This is a genomic window from Frankia sp. AgB32, assembly GCF_023243045.1.
In the GTDB taxonomy this organism is placed as follows: domain Bacteria; phylum Actinomycetota; class Actinomycetes; order Frankiales; family Frankiaceae; genus Frankia.
On record NZ_JALKFX010000010.1, the window covers coordinates 23,278 to 44,642 of the forward strand.

The 21,365-nt window shown below is 69.8% G+C and carries 16 protein-coding genes; 6 read left to right on the forward strand and 10 right to left on the reverse strand.

Annotated elements, in window-relative coordinates:
- The first annotated feature begins 112 nt into the window (after nt 1-112).
- On the forward strand, nt 113-1,912 hold the full coding sequence (locus tag MXD60_RS04990) for a sensor histidine kinase (RefSeq protein ID WP_368861179.1): 1,800 nt from the start codon (nt 113-115) through the stop codon (nt 1,910-1,912).
- Between the two features lie 102 nt (nt 1,913-2,014).
- On the opposite strand, the gene MXD60_RS04995 is transcribed toward MXD60_RS04990, so the two are convergent.
- Nucleotides 2,015-2,665: a response regulator gene (locus MXD60_RS04995; RefSeq protein ID WP_248817769.1), complete on the reverse strand. Its 651-nt coding sequence runs from the start codon at nt 2,663-2,665 to the stop codon at nt 2,015-2,017.
- A gap of 269 nt (nt 2,666-2,934) precedes the next feature.
- Here MXD60_RS04995 and MXD60_RS05000 point away from each other — a divergent pair, with 269 nt between their 5' ends.
- Together MXD60_RS05000 and MXD60_RS05005 are read left to right on the forward strand one after the other, a co-directional pair.
- On the forward strand, nt 2,935-4,002 hold the full coding sequence (locus MXD60_RS05000; RefSeq protein WP_248817770.1) for an Acg family FMN-binding oxidoreductase: 1,068 nt from the start codon (nt 2,935-2,937) through the stop codon (nt 4,000-4,002).
- Nucleotides 4,003-4,364: 362 nt separating this feature from the next.
- Nucleotides 4,365-5,639, forward strand: a complete 1,275-nt coding sequence (locus tag MXD60_RS05005; protein WP_248817771.1) for an aminotransferase class I/II-fold pyridoxal phosphate-dependent enzyme — start codon at nt 4,365-4,367, stop codon at nt 5,637-5,639.
- A gap of 111 nt (nt 5,640-5,750) precedes the next feature.
- Here the strand turns inward: MXD60_RS05005 and hemB are convergent, their stop codons facing one another.
- The 4 genes from hemB to MXD60_RS05025 form a co-directional block, all read right to left on the reverse strand.
- Nucleotides 5,751-6,752 carry a porphobilinogen synthase gene (gene hemB, locus MXD60_RS05010; RefSeq protein ID WP_248817772.1) on the reverse strand — a complete coding sequence of 334 codons (1,002 nt, stop codon included), beginning with the start codon at nt 6,750-6,752 and terminating at the stop codon, nt 5,751-5,753.
- A gap of 91 nt (nt 6,753-6,843) precedes the next feature.
- A complete protein-coding gene (locus MXD60_RS05015; RefSeq protein ID WP_308222373.1) occupies nt 6,844-7,659 on the reverse strand; it encodes an SDR family NAD(P)-dependent oxidoreductase in 816 nt (271 codons plus the stop codon).
- Entirely contained in the window at nt 7,646-9,055 is a 1,410-nt protein-coding gene (locus MXD60_RS05020) for an FAD-dependent oxidoreductase (RefSeq protein ID WP_248817774.1), read from the reverse strand. Before MXD60_RS05020 ends, MXD60_RS05015 begins: the two co-directional genes overlap by 14 nt.
- Before the next feature lie 20 nt (nt 9,056-9,075).
- Nucleotides 9,076-10,323, reverse strand: coding sequence for an aminotransferase class I/II-fold pyridoxal phosphate-dependent enzyme (locus tag MXD60_RS05025; RefSeq protein ID WP_248817775.1), 1,248 nt, complete (start codon nt 10,321-10,323; stop codon nt 9,076-9,078).
- A 679-nt stretch (nt 10,324-11,002) separates the two neighbouring features.
- On the opposite strand from MXD60_RS05025, the gene MXD60_RS05030 reads away from it, so the two are divergent.
- The gene (locus MXD60_RS05030; RefSeq protein WP_248817776.1) at nt 11,003-12,355 is read left to right on the forward strand and encodes an IS630 family transposase; all 1,353 of its coding nucleotides are present in this window, start codon (nt 11,003-11,005) and stop codon (nt 12,353-12,355) included.
- A gap of 177 nt (nt 12,356-12,532) precedes the next feature.
- Here MXD60_RS05030 and MXD60_RS05035 read toward each other — a convergent pair whose 3' ends face one another.
- Both MXD60_RS05035 and MXD60_RS05040 read right to left on the reverse strand, forming a co-directional pair.
- The gene (locus tag MXD60_RS05035; protein ID WP_248817777.1) at nt 12,533-13,516 is read right to left on the reverse strand and encodes an LLM class flavin-dependent oxidoreductase; all 984 of its coding nucleotides are present in this window, start codon (nt 13,514-13,516) and stop codon (nt 12,533-12,535) included.
- A 173-nt stretch (nt 13,517-13,689) separates the two neighbouring features.
- Nucleotides 13,690-14,472: a hypothetical protein gene (locus MXD60_RS05040; protein ID WP_248817778.1), complete on the reverse strand. Its 783-nt coding sequence runs from the start codon at nt 14,470-14,472 to the stop codon at nt 13,690-13,692.
- Between the two features lie 308 nt (nt 14,473-14,780).
- Here MXD60_RS05040 and MXD60_RS05045 point away from each other — a divergent pair, with 308 nt between their 5' ends.
- Nucleotides 14,781-15,008 carry a hypothetical protein gene (locus tag MXD60_RS05045; RefSeq protein WP_248817779.1) on the forward strand — a complete coding sequence of 76 codons (228 nt, stop codon included), beginning with the start codon at nt 14,781-14,783 and terminating at the stop codon, nt 15,006-15,008.
- A 36-nt stretch (nt 15,009-15,044) separates the two neighbouring features.
- Here the strand turns inward: MXD60_RS05045 and MXD60_RS05050 are convergent, their stop codons facing one another.
- Together MXD60_RS05050 and MXD60_RS05055 are read right to left on the reverse strand one after the other, a co-directional pair.
- Nucleotides 15,045-16,031 (reverse strand): class I SAM-dependent methyltransferase, encoded by a 987-nt coding sequence (locus MXD60_RS05050; protein WP_248817780.1) that lies wholly within the window; start codon nt 16,029-16,031, stop codon nt 15,045-15,047.
- 37 nt (nt 16,032-16,068) lie between these two features.
- Nucleotides 16,069-17,118 (reverse strand): DUF8832 domain-containing protein, encoded by a 1,050-nt coding sequence (locus tag MXD60_RS05055; RefSeq protein WP_248817781.1) that lies wholly within the window; start codon nt 17,116-17,118, stop codon nt 16,069-16,071.
- 797 nt (nt 17,119-17,915) lie between these two features.
- Between MXD60_RS05055 and MXD60_RS05060 the strand changes: the two genes are divergently transcribed.
- Complete coding sequence (locus MXD60_RS05060) at nt 17,916-19,478, forward strand: MFS transporter (RefSeq protein ID WP_248817782.1); 1,563 nt, start codon at nt 17,916-17,918, stop codon at nt 19,476-19,478.
- A 122-nt stretch (nt 19,479-19,600) separates the two neighbouring features.
- Here the strand turns inward: MXD60_RS05060 and MXD60_RS05065 are convergent, their stop codons facing one another.
- Nucleotides 19,601-21,034, reverse strand: a complete 1,434-nt coding sequence (locus tag MXD60_RS05065; RefSeq protein ID WP_248817783.1) for a WS/DGAT domain-containing protein — start codon at nt 21,032-21,034, stop codon at nt 19,601-19,603.
- Nucleotides 21,035-21,365: the final 331 nt, after the last annotated feature.

Sequence of the window (21,365 nt, forward strand, 5' to 3'; positions counted from 1 at the left end):
GAAAACCCCGTTGATGACATACGGACCGCGATCGTCGGTATCCTCTCCCTGGCCGTGATGACCCGACGCGCGCATCCCGACGCGGGCATCCCGACGCAGGCATGAGGTGCCGGTGAGCGAGCGCAGCAGTGACACCGTCCGTGGCGGTGCCTCCACCTTCGTGTCCGGCCCGGGTGGCGGACTCAACCCGGACGCCGGCTCGGTCGGCCCAGGCCCCGAGGCCGGCCTGACCTTCCCCGCGGTGGCCCGGCTCGAACTGGACGAACTGCTCTCCCAGCTGGTCGAGCGGGCCCAGGACGTGCTGTCGACGCAGGGCCGGCTACGGGGCCTGCTGACCGCCACCCGAATGATCACGACGGACCTGCGGCTGCCGGTGCTGCTGCGGCTCATCGTGGAGGCGGCCTGCGAGCTGCTCAACGCCCGGTACGGGGCAGTGGGGGTGATCGCGCCGGACCGGACGCTGGAGGAGTTCATCCTCGTCGGCATGGACCCGGACGCCCAGGAGCGCATCGGCCATCTGCCCACCGGGCATGGCCTGCTCGGAGCGCTGATCAACGATCCGCGGCCCCGGCGCGTCGACGACATCGCGCGCGATCCGGACGCGGTCGGCTTCCCGCCCGGGCATCCGTCGATGCGGACGTTCCTCGGGGTTCCGGTCCTCGTGCGGGGCGAGGTGTTCGGCAACCTCTACCTGACCGACCGCCGCGACGGCACGCCGTTCACCGCCGAGGACGAGGAGCTGGTCCTGGCTCTGGCCGCGCAGGCCGGCGTGGCGATCGAGAACGCCCGGCTGTTCCAGGAGTCCCAGCAGCGGCACCAGTGGATGAGCACCACCGCCGAACTGACCCGCCTGCTCGCGACCGGGACGGACGATCCGCTGGAGATCATCGCCGGCCGGCTGCGCGCGGCGGCGACGGCGCAGTACGCCGCGGTGATCCTCGCCGATCCCGACGGCGGCGGCGTGGGCCGCATCGCGGTGGCACTCGGCACGGACCCGCCCGTCCCGGCCGACGCCCGCATCAACCTCGACGTCAGCCTGGTCGGCCGCGCCGTGGCGGAGCGACGGCCGATCCTCGTGGACAACCCCCAACTGGACGCGACCACCCTGGAACGCACCGAGCGCACGGCATCCCTGCTCGTGCTGCCGTTGACCGGTGACCGGGCGTCGCGGGCCGAGCGGCCCGCGGTGGTGCTGCTCGGCCGGGACCGTGGCATGCCCGCGTTCACCGAGTTCGACCTGGAGATGGCGGCGACGTGCGCCGGGCACGTCGCCGTCGCCCTGGAACTCGCCCGGGCGCGGTCCGAGCGGGAGCGGCTGCTGGTGGCCGAGGATCGCGGTCGTATCGCCCGGGACCTGCACGACCACGTCATCCAACGGATCTTCGCGGTGGCACTGGGCCTGCAGGACCTGGCCCAGTACGAAAGCCCGGCCAACGCTGACCGGCTCGGCGGCTACGTCGAGGACATCGACGCGACCATCAAGGACATCCGTCGGACGATCTTCGAGCTGCGGCCCGGCCCGGCCGCCGCCCGCGGCCGGGTCCGCGATGTCATCGGCAAGATCGTGCGGGATGCCCGCCCGGGCCTCGGCTTCACCCCGACCGTGCGCTTCGCCGGCCCGGTCGACGCCGTGGTCGACGACGCGCTCGCCGACCACCTGTGCGCCGTCGTCCGGGAAGCGCTGTCCAACGTCGCCCGCCACGCCCGCGCCGGCGCTGCCGAGGTCTCGGTGGGCATCGCCGACGATGAACTCATCGTCGAGGTCGCAGACGACGGAGTCGGACTCGGCGGGTCGTCCCGGCGCAGCGGCGTGGACAACCTGCGGACCCGCGCGGAGTCGCTCGGTGGGACCTTCCTGCTCACCTCGCTGCCGGGCGGCGGCACCCAGCTGCGCTGGGCAGTGCCGTTTTGACCGCCGGACCGCGCGACGCGGCCAGCATCGTCGCGGCTGTGGCCGTCTGGGCCTTCTGACCGTCTGGCCCTACTGACCGTCTGGCCCTACTGACCGTCTGGCCTACGCGGAGTGGTCGCCGCCGAGGTGCTTGTAGGCGATGACGGCGGCCTGGGTGCGGCTGGTCAGGCCGAGCTTCTCGAGGATGCTGGACACGTAGTTCTTGACGGTCTTCTCCGAGAGGTGAACCCGCCCGGCGATCTGCCGGTTCGTCAGCCCCTCGGCGATCAGGCCGAGGACCTCCCGCTCCCGCGGGTTGAGCGAGGCGAGTACCGGGTCCTCCGTCGGCCCCTCCCGCAGCCGGCTCAGCACCCGACTGGTCACTGACGGCGACAGCAGCGACTCCCCGCGAGCCACCGACCGGATCGCGCCGACCAGGTCGTTACCCCGGATCTCCTTCAGCACGTACCCGGCTGCCCCGGCCATGATCGCGGAGAAGAGCGCCTCGTCGTCGTCGTAGGAGGTGAGGATCAGGCAGGCGGTCTCCGGGAGCTGCGCACGGATCTCGCGGCACACGTCGATCCCGCTGCCGTCGGGCAGCCGTCCGTCGAGCACCGCCACCGCCGGTCGCAGCGCCGGGATGCGCCGCAGCGCCTCCGCCGCGAGCCCCGCCTCACCCACGACCTCGATGTCCTCGTGCCGCTCCAGCGTCTGCCGCAGCCCGTTCCGGACGATCTCATGATCGTCGAGGATGAACACCGTGATCGTCGACATGCCGCAGAGACTAACGCGCGGTCCTCAGGCGGGGCACACTCATCCCGAGATTGGCCCGGGCCCCGGTGATCACGATGTCCGACCATCGTGTCTGATCAGAATGTCCGATCCGGGACCATCGGACCGCCGCCATGGCACTTCGGCCGTGAAGACGCGACGTCCGACCGATGCCACCCGCTCGCGTTCTCGGGCAGGTTCGGAGTCATCCGAGGGCGGAGGACCACGTTATGACCACTTCCTGTTTCAGGAGCACGGCAGCGATCCGGCCCATGACCACCGCGGAGGTCCGCCGGGTGGTGCGGGCCGCCGGGAGGGCGCCCTCGGTGCACAACTCCCAGCCGTGGTTGTTCGACTGGGACGGCCGGCATCTCGATCTGCGAGCCGACTGGACCCGGCACCTTCCCGTGCTGGATCCCGTCGGGCGACAGCTGTCGATGTCCTGCGGCGCGGCCCTCGCGCTGTCCGTGGTGGGGATGCGCGCGGCGGGCCGCGATCCGCAGCCTCAGCTGTTCCCCGACGACCGGCCGGGCGGCCCACTGGTCCGCCTGGACACCCGGACCCCGCTCGCGGCCTGCGGGGTGACACGCGCCCGGGAGCTGTTCTCGGCGATCGGCGCACGCCGGATGGTCCGGGGTTCCTTCGCTGCCCGCCGGGTGCCGGCGTCGCTGCTCTGCTGCCTGGCCGGCATCGCCGCGACCGAGAGCGCCGTCGCGTCGCCGGTCCTGGGCCCGCAGCCACGGCGCGCCGTGGCGCATCTGATCGACGTATCGGACGCCACCGAGCGCGCGGATCCGGCCTGTCGGTGGGAACTACACGAATGGCTCCACGACCACCCGGACCACCGTGCCGACGGCGTCATGCCGGCGCCGGCGGACACGGGCGCCCGCACCTTTCCCAACCGGTATCGGCCCGATCGTCAGGCGGACCCCCGCCCATCGTCCGACCACCACCCGCTGCCCGGGTTCGATCATTCGCCGGGGCAGCACCCCCCGGGCACGGCCGAGGGAACGCCCGCGCCGGACCTGCTCATCCTGTCCACGGCGGGCGACGGACCGGGCGACTGGCTGGCCGCGGGCCGCGCCCTGGCGACGATCCTGCTGGTGACGACGCGCCTGGGCCTCGGCGCCATGCTCCTCAACCAGCCCGTCGACGCCGAGGACACCCGCCGCGAACTGGCCCGCGCCGCCGGTGTCACCGGCCACCCCCAGGCACTGCTCGCCATCGGGTATCCCGCCGGCCGTCCGGGCGCGCCTACACCCCGCCGCCACATCGACACCTTCTTCACCAACCGCAGCGAACCGTTCAGCCACCCCGCAGACCCTGAGCCGCACCGGTAGCCGCGGGCGCGGAACAGCGCCTCGTCGCGCGTGCGGAACGACTGTCTCGGTTCGCCGGACCGGCGGGCTGAGCGACGGCTGAAGTACCCCCAACCCGATGCGACTCCGGCTGAGGCGCCGGTGGCTCCGGTCGCCGACCGGATGTTCGGCCCTGAGATCCGCTGTCTTCAAGGTGGGTCACCTGAGCGCGCTACGATGTCATCATCGCAGTAAAGCGCGTCGGACACTTCCGGGCCTGGTTCGGCAATGGGACACGTACTCCGCTGGCAGCGGGCGCGCCTGGACCGCCTCCACGTGAGAGCGAGCGGATCCCCGCAGGGGTCTGACCTGACAACGCTGGCCGGTACCGCAAGGAAGGTGTCATGGACACAACGCCCACCTGGCGCCCCGCCGAACGCGTTCGCGGGTTCACCAACTCAGTATTCAGCGAGATGACGAGTCTCGCCATGCGTACCGGAGCCATCAACCTCGGGCAGGGAATCCCGGAGGCGGCGTCTCCGGTGAACCTGCTCAGGTACGCGACAGATGCCATCAGTACCGGGGAGAACCAGTACGCGCCTGCGTCCGGGCTGCCGCGGCTGCGCGACGCCATCGCGCAGCAGCGGTTCTCCCGCTATCTGACCTCATACCAGCCGTCAGACGAAGTCGTGGTGACGACAGGGGCTACTGAAGCGATCGCCGCCGCCGTTCTCGCATTCTGTGGGCCCGGCGATCAGATCATCACCTTCGATCCCTGTTACGACTCCTATCCCGCGGTAGCCAGCCTCGCGGGCGCCCAGCTGGTTGCCGTCCCACTGCGGCAGGACGGGGACGGATTCGCTCTCGACGTCGCCGCACTGCGAAGGGCAGCCAGATCAGCGCGGTCCCGCCTGCTGATACTCAACACGCCGCACAATCCCACGGGCAAGGTCTTCACCACCGCGGAGATCGCCGCGGTCGCGGACATCTGCCTGAGCCATGACCTGATTGTCGTCACCGACGAAGTCTATGAATACCTCACCTACGACGGTCGCGAGCATCAATCGATAGCGGCGCTGCCGGGCATGATGGAACGGACAGTGGCAATATCCTCCGCGGGCAAAACCTTCAATGTCACCGGATGGAAGGTTGGCTGGGCCTGCGGACCGGCCCATCTGGTCGGCCCGCTGTTGGCCGCGAAGCAGTTCCTCAGCTTCAGCTCGGGAACTCCGTTTCAGGTCGCCGTCGCGGCTGCCTTGCTGTCCCCGGAGACCCGAGACCCATGGCTCGACGGCCTGCGGAGCTCGCTGCAGCGGCGGCGAGACATTCTGCGCGACGGTCTGGAGAGGGCAGGGCTGAAGACCTTCCGGGCGGAGGGCGGGTACTTCCTCCAGGCAGATGTGCGGGGTTGGGGCTACGATGACGACCTTCAGTTCTGCCAGGAGCTGCCCAGGCAGGCTGGTGTGGTCGCGATACCAGTCTCAGCCTTCTACCAGAACGCGGAGTCGGCCCCTCGGTGGCTGGCCCGGTTCGCCTTCTGCAAACGAGACGACGTACTCAGCACCGCCGTGGAGAAGCTGGCTTCAGCGGCCCCAGGCTCCAGCTCCAGGACCAGGACCAGGACCAGGACCAGCGACACTCCGAAGCAGCCTGACTACCGGACCATCGACAACCGGTAGCCAGACCCCCGGCGGCCCGGACCCCTCCCGGGGTCCGAGCCGAGCAGTTCGGCTCCGCGGCCCGCGTCACCCGACCTGCCCCGTCCGAGGCGGCGTGTGCCTACGCCAAGGTCAGCCAGCGACGAGCCGCTGGGCCGCCTCGACCGCCCAGTAGGTCAGGATAAGCGAGGCGCCCGCACGCTTGATCGACAACAAGGTCTCGTCGATCACCCGCTCCCGGTCCACCCAGCCCTTCTCGGCCGCAGCCTCTACCATTGCGTACTCCCCGGAGATCTGATAGGCGCCGACCGGAACCGGAGAAACATCCGCCACCCGCCGCACAACGTCGAGGTAGGACATCGCTGGCTTGACCAGCACGATGTCGGCGCCCTCAGCCACGTCCAGGTCAAGTTCACGCAACGCCTCGCGACCGTTTGCAGTATCCACCTGATATGTTCTGCGGTCACCAGTGAGCGAGGAGTTCACGGCCTCACGGAATGGCCCGTAAAAGCCCGACGCGTACTTCGCCGCATAGGCAATAATCGCAGTGTTGTGGTAACCGGCCGCATCGAGCGCGGTACGGGCAGCCGCAACCTGACCGTCCATCATTCCGGACGGCCCGACCATGTGGACGCCCGCCTCGGCCTGGACCACGGCCATCTCCGCGTAACGCCCGAGGGTCGCATCATTATCCACCGAACCATCTGCGGCGAGTACTCCGCAGTGCCCGTGGTCGGTATATTCATCAAGGCACAGGTCCGACATCACCACGAGCTGGTCGCCGACCTCGGAGACCACGTCACGGATAGCCTTCTGAAGGATTCCGTCCGGATTTGTTCCCTCGCTGCCCATCGCGTCCTTGACCGCCGGGATACCGAACAGCATGATTCCGCCGACACGGGCCTCGACAGCTTCTACAGCTGCCTTACGGAGACTGTCTCGAGTGTGCTGGACGACACCTGGCATCGTGGTGAGCGCGAGCGGCTCGCTAATTCCCTCCCGCACGAAGACGGGCAGGATCAGCTCGGCTGGATGCAGGCGGGTCTCAGCTACCAGCCGCCTCACACCTGGCGTGGCGCGCAGCCGGCGGGGCCGATGGTCAGGAAATCCAGACGATCTTGAAACAGAGGTCACATGGCGAATCCTAGCACTCAGGAGAGTGACCTGGAAGCGTCCAGGTCACGTCATCAGTGCTGAGATGGAAACCTCGGATCCGGCAGCCGTCTCAGCGCATTGACAGCCCACCGTTACAGTCGATGGTCTCGCCGGTGATGAACTCGTTGTCGAGCAGAAACTCGACCACTCGCGCGATCTCCTGAACCGTTCCGACCCGCTTCAGCGGCGTGTTTTCGACGAACTTCGCCATCTTCTCCGCCGGAGTAACTCGGTCGTGGAAACTGGTATCGATCATTCCCGGCGCCACCGCGTTGACGCGGATATCCGGCGCCAGCTCGTTCGCAGCTCCACGGGTGAAGCTGTCGAGCGCGGCCTTCGCCGCGCCGTAGGCTGTCGCCGACGGCGCCCCATGCCGCATCGCGATGGAGGTCACATTCACGACGCAGGGATTGTTCCCGCCACGGAGAAGCTCAACACAAAGAGCCGTGACCCGCATGGCCGAGAGGGTGTTCAGGGCGAACGAGTCCGCCAGGTGTTCCCAGGTGAGCTCGGCCACCGACCGCCGTTCGATCATCCCACCGGCATTATTTACCAGTGCATCCAGGGCGGAGAACCGGCCGCGCACCTCCTCCACGAGAGCGCGACAGCCGGTCTCGGTCATCAGATCCGCACTGACGACTATCACGTCCACGCACTGCTGGCGGAGTTCCTCCTGCAACTCCAGTGCCTCGTCCTTGGAATTGTTACAGTGCAGGATCAAGCTGTTCCCGGCAGCCACCCGCCTCGCCGTCGCCGCCCCGATTCCCGTGCCGGCGCCAGTAACCAAGATTGTTCTGGGTGCCATCATTCCATCCAGGTCTAGGATATTCAGCTGCTGTCTCGGTATTACTCGGAGTCTACAGAGGCGCCAACTACCCCAAACCATACTTCCTGTTCTCGATGCCCTCGGACGCCTGCGTGAACGCGTCCGCCAGCAACGGCGGCACCTGCATGTTGACCGTATGACTGGTGGCACGCGCGACGAGTTGCGCCGGATTCCCGGCCCAGGCGGGCGGTGCGCTCCATGCCGGCTTGCCGGCGCGGGCGTTCAGTTCGGATATCTGGTCACGCTCGACATTGCCGGCCGCCACCGACCACTCCAGCGCGCGCCGGAGTTCCTCGCGCGCGTTCTCCACGCACATCGTCCATTTCGGCAGCACGGTCATCGTAACACCAGGCAGCACCGAGAAGACGCCGATGTTACGGCGCACCCGAGAGTCCGAGACGGTGTTGACCGCAATTTTGAGGTAGCTACCCAGGATGCTGGAACGCCGTAGCTCGGGATAGTACCGTCGCAGCTGATGCAAGGCCCAGACGGCGCGACCCGGAGCCTCGGGATGACCCCCTGAAAGGTACTCCAGATATCCATCCGGCGGGGCGCCGGAAACAGGGTTCATCCGTGCGTTCATAATATGCGCGGACGGTGGGTGGTAGATCATCGCGACATCCGGGCTGATCGGGCTGAACATGCCTCCGTACGAATCCTCCAGCTTCAGACAGGTGAAGTTCTTTTCCGTGCCGTCCGGCAGATCCACATAGAGCACTTCGCGAAGCGCCATGTAGATGTCAGGAAAGTCAATCTTCGAATTGAGTGACTTCGCCATCCCGAAAGCCGACGTGGCCGAGCACAGGCTGATCTGGTCCGCGTCCAGGATCTCCTGGCGGCCGTGCCGGTCCGTGTACGCGACGCGGTAGCGACCATCCGACCGTCGGTCGAGGGCTGTCACCTGACAACCCTCGCGAAAGTCCACCCCGCTGGTTCGCAGCTCCCACTCGAGAACCGTCGAGACAAGGACGGGGTTCAGTCCACGCTGCGGCGTGAGAAACGCCCGCGCGACGTCGTTGACGCCGTCCACCTGCTCCAGCTCGCGGCAGACGGTGGACGGGTCCCCAAAAACCGCCGCCGACTCGTCCTCGGCACAGCGCCGAGCGTAGTGCGACCTGAGGACATCCATGTTGGCACGACATTGTCCGACTATGTCATGGCCGTCGTTCATCATCGTTTGGGACGCGATGATTCGACTGTAGGTCTTTCCGCCATATATGAGCTTCGGGAAGAACATCTCGTTGGCTATGCGCCCGTCAAGACAGTCCCGCGCGCTCTGGGGGTCGAACGGATATTCCGCGCCGCTGTGGTTCTCGCTTACTATGTTGCTGGTCTGCGTACACACTGGATAGACATCCGCGGCGGAGGAGAACTCCCGCTCGATAAGGACTACCTCGTACCCGGCGCGGGCGCGCATGATCGCGGCGAGACAGCCCGCGACACCCGCGCCGATCACTACGTGTCTTTCCTGGCGGTTCAATGCAACCCCTCTGCCGCTACCGGCCGCGCGCCTACCGCGCCGAGCGCGTCGACAATACCCACGATGTCCTCGACTGAATGGTTCGCCGCGATACACAGACGCAGCTGGGCGACGTTACGTCGGACAATCGGAAAGAAGACCACGGAGACGAAGTAGCCTTCATCGAGAAGCCGCTCACCGGCAGAGATCGCCTCCTCCTCGTTCCCGATCTGGACCATACGGATAGGGCTGAAAGGTCGAGGATCTCCCATCAGCTCGTCAAACAGGGCCACCCGCGCGCGAAGATCCCGGCGTAGTTCCGGGAGGACGTCGTCATGGTGTAGCCGAACGACCGCGCGGCACGCGTTCACGGCCTGGAAGGTCTGCGCGGCCGAGAAGGAGTAGATCTGGCCGTACGAGCGGACCAGTCGCTCCATGCGCTCGTTCGCGACGAGCAGTCCGCCCCCGTACGCGCCGAATCCCTTGGAGAGCGAGAAGGTGAGGATGAGCCGCTCGGGTGTCCCGGCGACCTGACTGAGAACCAGTCCCTCACCCCGGTCGCCGAAGATCGTCAGTCCATGGGCGTCGTCGATGTAGAGATAGAAGTCGAGCTCGACGGCGAGCGCCATGAGCTCGGCCACGGGGCACAGGCCACCCATGGAATAGATTCCATCAGCGACGTAGACCGGAACCTCGCCTCTCCGCTTTGCCTGTTCGACTTCGATCCGGAGCGCGTCCAGAGAGTTGTGCGGCACGGTCGTGACGGTGGCTTCGGTAGCCAGTACCGGCTTCAGGAACTGCATCGACGAGTGGGCGAACTGGTCGAAGATGAACGTCACCTTCGGAGGACTGACCTCGTCAAAGAGAATTCCGCTCGCCAGCAGCGGCATTATCGAGATGTGCGCGGCGCTGGTGGATGGAAAGGTGACGACCCGCCCGCCGTACAGCTCGGAGAGCTCCTCCTCGAGCTGGCGCTGTGGCTCGATGGAGAACCGGGAGCGCGCACAGCAGAAGTTCGCCCCCCATTGCGGGTCGACCCCCTTCGACGCGGCTATGACGCTTGGATGCAGATCGAGCCCGAGATAGGAACAGTTGACGAATTCGACGACCTCGCGGTCGTCCGGCAGAACGACCCGCTTGTTGTTCCGCCCGCGGATGCTGACCTGCATCAGGTTGCTCTGGATGGCCCGCCGGTAGTTCGCGGCTGATTCCCGGACCATGAACGCGGTGTTCCGATGCCGTCCACCGGTGGCCGATTCAGTCACCGGGATCTCGCCGGGTTTGTTGCCGAGCAGGTCGGCCCGGCCGCGTGATGACTTCTCAATGTGCGGTCCTTGATGGACTGTCGACAAGATAGTCGAGGTGAATTGATGCCATAACGGAGTTCCAAGCTCGTCTCCCAGTCCTACAGCTGGGCCGCTTCACCCGCCACGCAGGCTGGGCGCTCTATTAGTAGAGCATGCTCGTGCCTGAGGATGTCAAGAGGCTTCGGAGAACGAGCGTCCCGAGTCGTGATCCCGACACCCTTCCAGCCTCATGTTCGTGCCAGGGCATGCTCCCCAGTTCCTAAAACCGCTGCTCACCGGCCAGGGGCGGGGCGTCGATGGCGTGATGTCGTCCTTCCCAGGGAGCCCGACATGCGTAGATGATCCGAAATGCCATGCGAGGCGGTTACGCGACCCCGGAGGAGTTGCTTTCCAGCAGATCGTGGTGCGCCTCGAGCCCTCCGGGCGAAAACATGCTGGTGCGGGCATGATACGGCGGAACGAATGCAGTCGGGAGGAACAGACTCGACGGCCAGGCCGACCTGGCACCACAGCGGTCATCGTCGTTAGGCGGACACTGGTTTCCCGCGCCATAAGTGGAAGGGGTAGGTATTACCTTGTTTGTATGGCGGGTTCTGGTCCGGCTGCTGTCGAGATCGTGCTGTCCGAGGATGAGCGCGTGGAGCTGGTTCGGCGGGCCGGGGGTGTGGACCGGCGGGCGGGCGATCGGGCGCGGATCGTGCTGGCGGCGGCGGAGGGCCTGTCGAACGTGGAGGTGGCCGCGGCGGTCGGGGTGTCGTTGCGGACGGTGGGGCGGTGGCGGCGGGGTTTCGCGGCCCGGCGGCTTGCCGGGTTGAGCGACGCCGCGCCGTCCGGCCGGTCGAAGGCCACCGAGCTTGTGCTCGCCGAGGCGGAGCGGGTCCAGTTGGAACGGTGGGCGCGCCGGGCGAAAACCGCCCAGTTCCTGGCGTTGCGGGCACGGATCGTTCTGCGCTGCGCCGAAGGCGGGACTGATCGGGGGGTCGCGGGCGAGCTCGGGGTGAACGAGTCGACGGTGCTGCGCTGGCGGACCCGGTTCACCGAGCGTCGTCTTGACGGGCTGTTCGACGAGCCGCGGGCAGGCCGGCCGCCGTCGGTTCCACTCGACCAGGTCAAGGACGTGATCGCCGCGACCCTGGAATCCGCTCCGGGCGCGGACACGCAGTGGTCACGGACCTCGATGGCGAAACGGACCGGCCTGTCGCCCTCGACGATCGGGCGGATCTGGAAACGGCTGGATCTCAAACCCCACCTGCGGGACAGCGTCACGCTGACCACCGATCCGCGGTTCGTCGCGAAGGTCGTCGACGTCGTCGGCCTTTACCACAACCCGCCAGAGAAGGCGGTCGTGCTCTGCGTCGAGGAGGAGAGCCTGGCCCAGGCCCTCGACCGCTCCCAGCCGGTGGTCCCGATGATGCCGGGAATGCCCGAACGACGCACCCACGACTACCTGTTCCGCGCCATCACGAGGCTGTTCGCCGCCGACAACATCGCCGACGGCGCCGTTGTCGGCGAGCTTCACCGCCGCCACCGCGCCATCGAGTTCCGCCGCTTCCTGACCCGCATCGACAGGACCGTGCCGACGGGCCTCGACGTCCACCTGGTCTGCGAGAACAACTCCACCTACAACACCGCCGAGATCAGGACCTGGCTGGAACGCCACCCCCGCTTCCACGTCCACGTCGCCCCGACCGGCTCCGCCTGGCTCCACCAGGTCGAACGCTGGTTCGGCCGGCTCGCCGACGAACTCGTCCGCCGCGGCGTCCACACCTCCGTCCACGCCCTCGAAGCCGATATCCGCGTCTGGATCCACACCTGGAACCGGAACCCCCGGCCCTTCGCCTGGACCAGAACCGCCGACGAGATCCTCGCCTCCCTCTCGACCTACCTCACCACGATCACGCCACCCGCTGACACCACAAACAAGGAAGAACCAGCACCCAGAACTTGTGGCGCGGGGCGCAGGGCAGTGTCCGGGCGATCTTGCTGGTAGGTGAGTCGTCTCTTTGTGGGTTGTGGCCTGGTGAGCAGGTCGGGTTCCGTGGAGGGGCCGACTGCGCTGCCGAGTGGTCGCTGGACGCAATGTGGCGCGTAGCAGGTTCTGGGCCACCGAACCGGCGCGAGGCGGGTCTCCCGCCCCTGCGCCGCCAGGTCGGATGTGCGACGCGGCTCAGCTCGCGCTGACAGTCGTCGGAGCGGTGACGAGTTCGACGGCGCGCAGGCGATCGGCGCGGGCGGGGGCGGCGGGGGCGAGCATCAGTTCGTCGGCGCCGGTCTGCTCGGCCAGGTCGGCGAGGTAGGCGTGCACCTGCTCGGGGGTGCCGACGGCGGTGTAGCGCATCATGTCGCGGATCTGGCTGCCGGCCGGGGTGTCGAGCAGGGCGTCGACGTCCTCGTCAGTGAGGGTCGCGCCGCGGGCGAGGAACATCCGCGCCCGGCCGCGCAGCGCCGCCCGGTGCTGCTCGGCGGCCTCCTCCGGCGTCGGCGCGGCGGCGAGACCGGCGGCGACGATCAGATAGGGCTCCGGCTGACCCTCGGACGGGCGGAACTCCGACCGGTACGTCCGCACGGCGGCGTGCAGGGCGGCGGGGGCGAAGTGGGAGGCGAAGGCGTAGGGCAGGCCGAGGGCGGCGGCGAGCTGGGCGCCGAACAGCGACGAGCCGAGGATGTACAGCGGCACGTTCGACCCGTCACCCGGTGTCGCCCGCACCCCGGGGATGCGGGTGCGGCCGCTGAGGTAGCCCTGCAGTTCGAGGACGTCGCGGGGGAACGCGTCGGCGGATTCGGGGCCGCGGCGCAGGGCCAGCATCGTGTTCTGGTCGGAGCCGGGCGCCCGGCCGAGGCCGAGGTCGATGCGGTCCGGGTGCAGTGCGGCGAGGGTGCCGAACTGCTCGGCGATGAGCAGCGGGGAGTGGTTCGGCAGCATCACTCCCCCGGCGCCCAGGCGGATGCCCTCGGTGTTCGCGGCGACGTGGGCGATCAGGACGCTGGTCGCCGCCGAGGCGATCCGCGGCATGTTGTGGTGCTCGGCGTACCAGACCCGGTGGTAGCCGGAGCGCGCCGCGGCCCGGGCGAGCGGGACGGCGCCGTGCAGCGCGGCGCCCGGCTGCTCACCCTCGGCCACGAGGGCGATGTCGAGCAGGGAGTACTTCATCAACCGACGTCCTCAGGCGTGGGGTCGGCGGCCCCGGCGACGCCCGGCCTGGCCTGGCCTGGCCTGGTCTGGGCGGAGCGTCGAGCCCCGAAACCGGTGGGTGTGTCCGCCTACGACCGTAGCCGACAGTCGGCGGCCCCGGCGCCGCGACGAGCACCGTCCGGCGGATCAGGTCAGGCGAGGCCCTCGGCCGTCACCCAGTCGGGGGCGACGGTCTCGCCGTCGACGACGAGGGTGTAGGCGCCTTCCTCGTCGAGCTGGGTGACGAGCAGTGCGAGCAGCGTCTGCAGGCGGGCGAGGCGCTCGCTGCCCGGCGCTGCCCCGGATTCCAGCGCGGTGGCGAAACCGCCGAACCAGGCGGCGAAGATCTCGTCGTAGCGGGTGTCGAAGTAGGCGAAACCGGCGCACTGTTCGGCCAGGCCGTCGGGGCCGCGCATCAGTTCGCCGATCGCCCGCTGCTCCTCCCGCCAGAGCATGAACCGCGACGAGTGGAACGTGTCGACCCGGTCGTACAGGTCGCTGGCGAACTCGCGGCCGATGTCGGCGAGCAGCGCGGCGACGAGCCGGGTGTCGGCGGCGCTCTCGAAGCGCAGCAGCGCCAGCCGCGAGTAGAGGATCTCCAGGGTGCCGAAGTACCGGGCGACGCAGAACAGGGTGCCGAGGGTCGCGAGCCGCCGGCGCCGCGGCGTGGATTTCAGATAGGCGAGGAACCCCTTCTTGCGGATGTTGTGGATGCGGGCGCCGAGGTCGAAGGCGGCGACGAGCAGTGGCTCGCGGTACCGGTCGAGTTCAGCCTTGGCGGCGGAGCGTTTCTCGCTGTCGCGGGTGGAGCGTTCCAGCTCGTAGCGGACCTGTTCCAGCTCGACGCCCTGCCGGTGCGTCCACACCGAGGCGCCGACCGACACGACGACGCCGGCCAGCGACGAGATGAGGGCGGCGGCGATGCCCGCGTCCACCGCACCTCCCGATCCGCGATGCCCGCTTCACCAGCCGGCTGTTGATCCACGCCTGCGCGGGCAGCAGAGTACCGCCGCGTCGATCACGGGGGGCCGAGTTCGTCCATTCCGAGGAATAGAAGCCCTTCGTAAGGGGATAAGCACCATCAGCGACGACGGCCGACGGCCCCGAACCTGGACGACGCCACCCGGCACGCGGTGGCGCCCACGGGCCACCCGGCTGGCGGCGCCCCGCCCGCCGGTGCGGACTCCCGGCCGGGCGGATCACCGGAGGAATCACGTCACCGAACTGCGGAGAGGACGCCACCATGACCACGACAGCGCGCAGCGGCTCGAGCACCGGAACGAAGGACACCCAGTACGACCTGCTCTGGTACACCGAGAGCTGCCTGGACAACGCCCTGCGGTTGGACTCCTACATCGCCGACGCCGAGCGCGACGGCGACCACGAGCTGACCGACCTGTTCCGCCGCGCGCAGTCCGACAGCCGCAAGGGCGCCGAGCAGGGCAAGCAGCTCCTGCGCAGTCGACTCTGAGCGTCCTGACGCGCGGACGCCCGGTCCGGCCGACCGCTAACCGTGATCGGCTACGAGGACGCGGCTGCCGCGCAGGGACTGGCGGTGGCGGGCCGGGGTCGCGAAGCGGCGGGCAAGGGTGAGCATCGTGTCGTCGCGGACGACGGTGAACCCGTGCGCGCCCACGGCCCGCCGCATCGCCCGCGGCGTCCACGCCGACCGGTTCGGTTCCCGGGCCATCGGGTTCTCCCGGCCACTGAGCCGGCCGAGGATACCGGCCGCGAGCCGGCCGAGGGCGAAACCCGCCGTCGGCGGGTGGTAATGCACCACCAGCCGGCTGCCGGGCGCGGAACGCCGCCCGACGACACCGAGCGTGCCGAGCACCTGGCCGCGGGTGAGGTAGGGCACGACACCCTCCCAGATCCAGACGGTCGGCGCGGCACGGCGGTGCCCGGCGGCGGCGAGCGCGGCATCGAGGTCGTCCCGGCTGAAGTCGACCGGCACGTACGTCGGCGACGACAACAACGTCAACGAGGACGCGGTCGCCGCCGCGGGCAGGACCTCGGCGCGTTCGCGCTTGTCGCGCTGCGAGGCCGGATGGTCGACCTCGAACACCGGGGTGCCGGCCAGTTCGGGCATCCGCCAGATCCGGCCGTCCAGGCCGGCTCCGAGGATCACGACCTGGGGGACGGGCCCGGCGCCCGGTGGGGTCGGGCGAAGCGCGTCGCGGAGGGCATCGTCGATCGTGATGGTTCGGGGGGCCATCACGTCGCCGCAGGAGCGCACCATCTCGAACGTCAGCCGCGGCCCGACTCCTGTCGGCAGCACGCCGACACGGACCTCCTCGACGACCGCCCGTTCGTCGGGGCGCAGCAGCGCGAGCGCCGTCGGGTCGTCGAACCGGCCGGGCGCGAGGCGTCCGTGCGCGACCGCCCGTCCCTGGCAGACGAGCACCGCCGTGCGACTCGCCCCGCCGGCGCCGCCCATCGGCCGGTGCCCGCGCCCGCCGCGCCGGCCAGCACCGGAGAACCCTCCTGCGCCCATTGCGTCCTCCCGTGCCAGGGGCCCGACCAGACCGCCCTCATCCTGACAGGCGGGCGGCTCCGCGGGCGGTGAGGGTGATCGCGGCGGTGTGCAGGCCGGTGTCGGTGCGGAACTGGACGAACGCCCGCCACGCACCCGGCCGCGGCAGGTCGGCGGTGAACGTGAGCGTCGGCCCGCCGGCACCGGTGGTCGTCGCGTCGGCCGGGTGCAGGTGGGCGAAGGCGAGGTCGCGCTCGTGGAAGGCGCTGACATGGGCCAGGCTGGACAGGTACGGCCGCAGGTCGGTCACCAGCCGGCCGCCCCGGGTCACGGTCACGGTGAACGGGCTGGCCGTTCCCGCGGCGAGCGGGCCCCGGGGGGTGGCGACGGTCAGGGTGTAGCCGTCCGCCGTGGTCGTGGTCGACGGCGCCGGCAGCGGGACCGCGGCCGCGGCGCCGGGCACGGTGATCGGCTGGCTGAGCACCATCGGGGTGTCGCGGCCCTGCACCGTCGTCGTGAACGAGGCGTAGGCGCGGTAGAAGCCGGCCGGGGTGGCGGGCAGACCGACCGTCCAGGTGCCGTCGGCGGCCATGGTCGGGTGCAGATGCTGGAAACCGGTCAGGTCGGATCTGATCAGATACAGGTGCATCGGCTCGTCCTGAACGGTGACGAACCTGGTGATCGGCTGGTTGTCGTCGCCGCGCACCTGGAGGTGGGCGGCGCTCGGCCGGTTCGCGGTGAGGGTCGTCGGGGCCACGACGAGGCGCAGGCCGTCGGACTCGGCGCTCAGGCCGTCACCGGTGAGGTCGAGCTGATCCGCCGCGGCAGCACCGCCGCCCGCCATGCCCGCCATGCCGGTTGCGCTGCTCTCGTCGCCGTGGGCGATCGGCGCGGCGGCGGTCGGCCCGGGCCCGACCTCGCCCGCGGGCGACGCCGAGGGTGCCGTCGCCGCCAGGGTCGCCGATCGCGCCGTCGAGCGCAACGGTCCGGTCGTGGCGTCGCCGCAGCCGGCGACGGCGACCAGGGTGGCGGCGACGAGACCGGCCGCCGCGGCGGTGGCGCGGACGCGAGCGTCGGGCCGCGAGGCGGACGGGCGGGCGGGCAGCATCGATCGGGGCCGTCTTCCGGGCGGGCACGCCGATGATGACGTGCAGTGAACATGAATGGACGCGCAGCGATGAACCTAACGTGCGGCGACGGCGGCGCCCAGCAGGCCGAGCGATGCCCTCGCCCCTCGTGCGGGCCCCCGGCGCCGCGCCGTCGGTGCGTGTGCCCCCGCCATCCCAGGAAGCGGCACCTGACCCAGCACCACCTACTGGTAGCCGGCAGTGACCCACCTGACGTCCGATCGGGCTAGCCCGCATCCGGGTGATCTTGCTGGTGGGTGAGTCGTGTCTGTGTGTGCTGTGGCCTGGTTGGCCGGTCGGGTTCCGTGGAGGGGCCGGCCACGCTGCCGACTGGTCGCTTCGGAGGGACCGGTGTCCGGATTTGCCGACCGGGCGCGCTTCCAGCTGGCCGCTGGGGCTCGGCGTTCGGTTGGCCCGCGACCGTCGCGGCTGGTTCCCTGCCGTCCGCTGCCGGCCGGGGACTCAAAGGTCGCGGTGAGCTGCTCTGGGAGGGACCGGGCGCGCTTGTGGTGGGTTGCTCTGCGGGGCTCGGTGTCCGGTGTGCCCGCGCGGCAGGGCCCGCTGCGCTGCCGACCGGTCGCTGTGCCGGGGTCGCCACGGCGGCCGGCCCAGCCGGCGATCATTCCTGACCGGCGGCGGACCGCCAGTGCGGGGGCAGGGGTATGGACCCGGAAATCGGGCACAGAGGCGTGGTCAACGTCAACAGCCGGGGCAACGACCACGCGCGGCAGGCGGCCGCGGGACCGCTGGCCACGGCGACCTCGATCGAGGAGGTGGCATGCGGGTCAACGACGGCACGGGGAGTTCCGCCGGCACGGGCGGCCTCGTTCGCACGGCGATTCCGGCGCGGCTCGACCGGCTCCCCTGGGCCCGGTTCCACTGGATGGTAGTCATCGGCCTCGGCACGGTGTGGATTCTCGACGGCCTCGAGGTGACGATGGTCGGCGCGGTCGGCTCGCGCCTCACCGAGGACGACAGCGGCATTTCGCTGTCCTCCGGCGACATTGGCACCGCCGCCGCCATCTACGTTCTCGGCAGCTGCCTCGGGGCACTTTTCTTCGGCCAGCTCACCGACCGTTTCGGCCGGAAGAGACTGTTCCTGCTCACCCTCGGCGTCTACATCGCGGCGACGACGGCCACCGCGTTCTCCTTGACCCCGTGGTTCTTCTTCCTGACCCGCTTCTTCACCGGCGCCGGAATAGGCGGCGAATATGCGGCGATCAACTCGGCCGTGGACGAGCTGATTCCGGCGCGGGTGCGGGGCCGGGTCGACCTGCTCATCAACGGCTCCTACTGGCTGGGCTCGGCCGCCGGCTCCGGGCTGACCGTGTTCCTGCTGTCCGAACACTTCGCCGCCGACGTCGGCTGGCGGCTCGCGTTCGGCCTCGGCGCGCTGCTCGGGCTGGTCATCCTGGTCGTGCGCCGGCACGTGCCGGAGAGCCCGCGGTGGCTGTTCATCCACGGCCGGGCGGACGACGCCGAGGAGATCGTCGGCGGCATCGAGGCCGAGGTCCAGGCGCAGAGCGGCGAGCGGCTGGCGGAACCGGCAACCCGGATCACCATCCGGCAGCGCTCGGTGATCCCGCTGCGGACGATCGCGTCCACGGCGTTTCGCACCTACCCGCGCCGCGCGGTGCTCGGCCTTGCCCTCTTCATCGGCCAGGCGTTTCTCTACAACGCGTTCACCTTCGACCTGGGCACGATCCTGACGACGTTCTACGGGGTGAGTTCGGCGACGGTGCCGGTGTTCCTGGTCGTCTACGCGCTGGGCAACTGCGCCGGCCCGCTGGTCCTCGGCCGGCTGTTCGACACGCTCGGCCGCCAGCCGATGATCGCGGGAACCTACCTGGCGGCGGCGGCGTTCGGCGTGGTGCTCGCGGTGCTGTTCCAGGCCGGCGCGCTGACCGCGTGGACGTTCCTGGCGGTCGTCGCGGTGACGTTCTTCTTCGCCTCGGCGGGCGCGAGCGCCGCCTATCTGACGGTCAGCGAGATCTTCCCGATGGAGACCCGGGCGCTGGCGATCGCGTTCTTCTACGCGGTGGGCACCGGGGTCGGTGGCATCGCCGGACCGCTGCTGTTCGGCCATCTCATCGACACCGGTCGCACCGGGCCGGTGATGGTTGGTTTCCTTGTCGGGGCCGTGGTGATGGCCGTCGGCGGGGTCGCCGAGCTGATGTTCGGCGTGGACGCGGCCGGCCGCTCGCTGGAGGACATCGCCGCCCCCCTCACCGCCATCGAGGACCAGGAGCCGTGCCCGGACGGTCCGGCAGTCGAGGTGCCCGTCGGTCCGTCGCCGGCGGGCTCGACGGCTGCGGCCCGAGCACATCCCGGCTCCGCCTAGGGGCTCGCCAGCGTGGGCGCGAACGCGGCGCGGGGCGACGGCCGAGAGTCGGCCGACGCCCCGTGCTCCCGCATCCCCGCGTCGGCGGGGAGCCCCACCACCGCGCCATGTGGTGCCGCGGACTACCGGGAGCGCAGGACGGTGCGGCGCTGGACGGGCACCTGCACCAGCGGCGGCCCCACCGGCGCCACCCGGGCAAGCTCGGTCAGTTCCTGCACCCACAGGCTGGCGAGCCGGTCGTGGTTCGGCACGCTGTCACTGGCCGCCATCGTGATGCCCACCCGGTCGCCGACGCCGAACAGCGCGACGGACAGGTGCTGGCGGCCGACGAGCAGCGGGCCGGTCCCGATGAGCTCGCGCACGCCGCGACCGGCGACGGCCAGCGGCCCACGGATCGTGCGGGCGTTGGTCGCCACCATCGACAGCTCGCGGGTCCGCCCGCCGAAGCTCGCCGCGTAGGACAGCATCCGCGGGGTGGCCCGCGGCGCGACGAACGGGAACAGCTGGCGCTCGACCACGCCGATGCCCTTGTCCTTCAGGCCGCGGGTGACGGCGGCGACCTGCGCCAGCCGCTGGGCGGCGTCGGGCTCCCCGCAGGGCAGCGGGACGCGCACGCCGGAGGTGTAGTTCGACAGTGCGTTCTGTTCGGCGGCGACCCGGATGCTGACGGGCATCAGGGCGTGGATGGGCCGGACGTCGTCGCGCCACTCGAACGATGACCAGGTCCGCACCGCCCCGGCGAGCGCCGCGAAGTAGACGTCGTTGACGGAGGCGTGGTGCCGGCGGGCCGCCTGCTTGATCAGGCCGAGGTCGGTGGTGATCCAGGTGTGCCGCGCCGGGCCGGTCGGCTGGCCGCCCCAGGCGTCGAGGACCCGGGTCGGGGACAGCACCGCCAGGCCCCGGCTGACGAACCGCAGGTAGTCCGCGGCCGTGGGCCGCCGGATGGTGGTGGGCAGGCCGATGTCCGGCTCGTCGTCCTCACCGAAGAGCAGGTGCAGCGCCCGGTAGAGGGCCGCGCCGTCCTGGGCGATGTGGCTGGTGCGGTAGACCAGCACCGACCCGGAGGTGCCTTCGTCACACAGCAGGTAGATCTTCCACGGCTGGCGGTTGATGTCGGTCGGCCAGGTCGCGATGCGGTCGAGGGCGGCGCGCACGCGGCGGTCGCCGACGTCGTCGTTCGGCCCGAGCGCGCGGGCGGACTCGGCGCTGGGCAGGTCCACCGCGGCGACGTGCTCGTCGACGTCCATGTCGGGCTGGGAGACCCAGTGCGGCTCGCTGACCGTGGAGCGGCCGTCGGCGGAGCGGACGGTCACCGTCTCCAGCCGGTCGGTCAGCATCCAGGCGCGGGGCAGACTCAGCCGCGCGGCGATGTGCGCGCGCAGGTCCGCGAGCTTGACCGGGCCGTCCAGGAACAGCACCGCGCCGACGTCCTGAAACTCTCCCGGGTTAAGCCGGTGAAAGGCAAGATACGCGCGGTCGCCCGCCGTCATCGGGCGGGTGAAAGCCCGGGCCGACCCGGTCGAGCTCGAACTCGAGACGATGTCGAGGAGGGTCATCAGGCAAGCTCCAGGCCCGTTGTCGGGCAGTGGGCGCAGGTTGCGAATTCGAGTTCAACAATGCTAGCAGAGTGGCGCGGAAGTGCGCCGTTCATACCTGTACCCATGGACCTGTTTATCCGTGGCCCGTTCCGCCCGGCCAGCCTTGTGGCGTACGTCTCCACTCGACAGGGAGGCACAAACGTGAGCGGTGCGGCCGCGGGTGGCGAGGCACCCCGTCAATGCAGGTAAAACAGCACCCGGGCGGCCGGTGTGGCCCGTTCGTGGCATTAACACGAAAAGGCCACGGTCCTACTGCCGGCGGGGTTGCCCGAATTTCCGCGGTTTTCGG